Source organism: Luteibacter sp. P4_E6 (assembly GCF_056401535.1).
The window spans coordinates 1-2299 of sequence record NZ_JBFUJE010000587.1 but is presented as its reverse complement, the minus strand read 5'-3'; the positions used below and the strand labels follow the sequence as shown (position 1 = coordinate 2299).

Genomic DNA, 2299 nt, shown 5'->3' with positions numbered 1-2299 from the left:
GCACTTGCTCGAACGCTACTAGGTAAGCCCGATGCGCGAGTGGGACAGGTTGGCTTGAGTGTCGGCTATCGATCCGAAGCAGCGTTCAGCCGCGCCTATAAGGCCTTCTACGGCCATTCGCCTCGCGTCGAGGTCGGTAAGCCGAGCAAGGCGCGTTCTACGCGCAATGACTAGGTCCACGCATTACCTCAGCGCTTCGTCGTTGCCGTGCGAACGGCCTGGGCGCCCAGAACGCTGCCCAGGTATCGAGGCGCCCGCCGATGCAGGTCAATGCGGAGCGGCGGCGAGAACCACAGAATGGAGCGAACGGCGTCGACCATGTCTCCGACGGTAGCGACCTTCAGGTCGCACGCTCCCATGGGCACGTTGATATCGAACGAGTCCTCGATGGCGAATGTCATCTCGACGCCTTCGCACGACGCAATGCCCAACACTTCGAGCGTGGCGTCCAGCGTGATCGCGGCCGGGTCGGCGCCAACCTGTTTGGCAATGATGTTGACTACGCGTTCTTCGATTGGGTCGTTCATCGCTTCGACTCCTGGGCTTGCGGCGACGGCAAAATCAGACCGGCGCCAAGGCTGGCCGCGCCGGCCCATGGGCCGAGGCTTGCCGGATCCGGGCGGCTGCGATGCCGGCGACCGTTTCAGGCGAGAGTTCGCGTGCCTTGATGACCGTGGTGTTCGTTCCGTATGGGCCCCAGGTGTCGACATCGGTGCTGGTGAATAGACCCAGCGTAGTCGTTCCAGACGCCCATGCGACGTGCATCAGGCCACCGTCGACGCTGATGAAGGCAGCCAGTTGGGATATCACCGCGGTAAGCTTGCGTAAATCGCTGCAGTACTGGGTCGGATAGCGAAGGTCGAGCATCGACGCGCCAAGTACCGGCGTAAACTCCAGGACAGCATATCCTGGCAGGAGTATTTCGAGGCGATCGAGCATTGCTGTCCACCATGGGTGCTCGAGTCGTTTTGCCCCCGTTGCATTGGCAAACACGCCGATGACCCGCCGGCTTGATGCATTCGAACCGCCCATGATGCGTGATAGTGCCCTGCTTCCGTCTTCGCGCTCGATTCTGGACAGACGGATATCCGGTTGCGGATATTTCGCGCCATCCCCATCAACACGATTAAGGGCCTGGCGTAGCAGATATACAGGCAGCTTGGCGACGTGGTGCACATGCTCGGGAATAGCCACTGCGTGGTTTACCTGGCCGCTTTTTTCAGGTCCGCAGAACCCTAACTTGTATCGTCCGTGAGCCAAAGCAAGGAGTGCTCGCGCCGTCTTGGAACCATGGTCGGTATCGATGACCAGGTCATAGGAGGTCCTGCGCATGGCTTTGACCACGCGCCATACGATGAGCGGATGTTGAAGAAATCGCGAGGGCAGAAGGAAGACCCTCCGTAATGGAAAGAAACTTCGATAGAGGTCATGCGCTACCGGGCTTTGCGTGACGATGTCGATCTCGGCTCCCGGGTAGACACATTCCAGCTCGGCCAGGAGAGGTGTGAGCAACAACGTGTTACCCAGGCTATGGCTGGTGCGGCAGATCAGGATACGGTCAATGCCTCGCACAGGGAGTGCGTGGGTGGATGGCGAAACCGGTGTTGAAAAACGGCTGAAAATCCATCGAAACATCTTTCGGCGTATGCCATGGATTCCAGTGGGAGCGACATAACGTTTCGTTTTCATTCCAGTGGCCTGACCCAAGTGCGCTGAGGTTACTTGCAGGCGCTTACGCTCACCTGTCAGAAACCCACTCGACATCAATCAACTTGCTTGGACTATCGGTCGATCCGCGCAATCCGCTTTACCGTCCCAGTCGACCGCGGTCTTGCCGGACGCTCGGCGATGCGATTGCGGATCTGAGCTTCGACCACGCCGGGTACGTCGGCACAGCTCCCGCTTATTTCCGTCAGCACGATCGGTCCGCGCCACACGAGCGCTTCCCACTCGAGACGAAGCCCGACGTGTTCGAGCGTCACCATGGCCACCAGGTCCTCGCCTGCCTCGCTACCGACGAGGAGCGATAAGCTGGTTCGATGGTCACGAGCGGATCGTTGGCCGAGGGACATGCCGAACAAAGGGTGTGAGGTGCACTCATCGACTTTCATTCGTCAGCCTCCGATGTGGACCCCATGCGCCGGCTGCGCAGGTGTTCGCCGTGACCTCGATACCGCCTTCGGGAGCGGAGGACTGCCGCGCGTGGTCTCGAATCGCTCGATGACACGGAGGGCTGTGTCGCTACCTGAGGCGTCAGCGGTATCGAGGCCGATGTTGCACCCGCCATAGGGTACATAGA

The 2299-nt window shown here is 60.1% G+C and carries 3 protein-coding genes; all 3 read right to left on the bottom strand.

Translation table 11 applies throughout. The features are described 5' to 3' along the window. Positions 1 to 188: 188 nt before the first annotated feature. A complete protein-coding gene (locus AC1DT2_RS21125; RefSeq protein ID WP_477298524.1) occupies positions 189 to 527 on the bottom strand; it encodes a phosphopantetheine-binding protein in 339 nt (112 codons plus the stop codon). A gap of 34 nt (positions 528 to 561) precedes the next feature. Beyond that, positions 562 to 1689 carry a glycosyltransferase family 9 protein gene (locus AC1DT2_RS21120; protein ID WP_477298523.1) on the bottom strand — a complete coding sequence of 376 codons (1128 nt, stop codon included), beginning with the start codon at positions 1687 to 1689 and terminating at the stop codon, positions 562 to 564. A 425-nt stretch (positions 1690 to 2114) separates the two neighbouring features. Next, the coding region (locus AC1DT2_RS21115) for a hypothetical protein (RefSeq protein ID WP_477298522.1) at positions 2115 to 2299 on the bottom strand (185 nt) is incomplete at its 5' end.

Bases quoted from the DNA above. Each gene is read 5' to 3' on its own strand.
- AC1DT2_RS21125 (WP_477298524.1), bottom strand. From the start codon at position 527: ATGAACGACCCAATCGAAGAACGCGTAGTCAACATCATTGCCAAACAG.
- AC1DT2_RS21120 (WP_477298523.1), bottom strand. From the start codon at position 1,689: ATGAAAACGAAACGTTATGTCGCTCCCACTGGAATCCATGGCATACGC.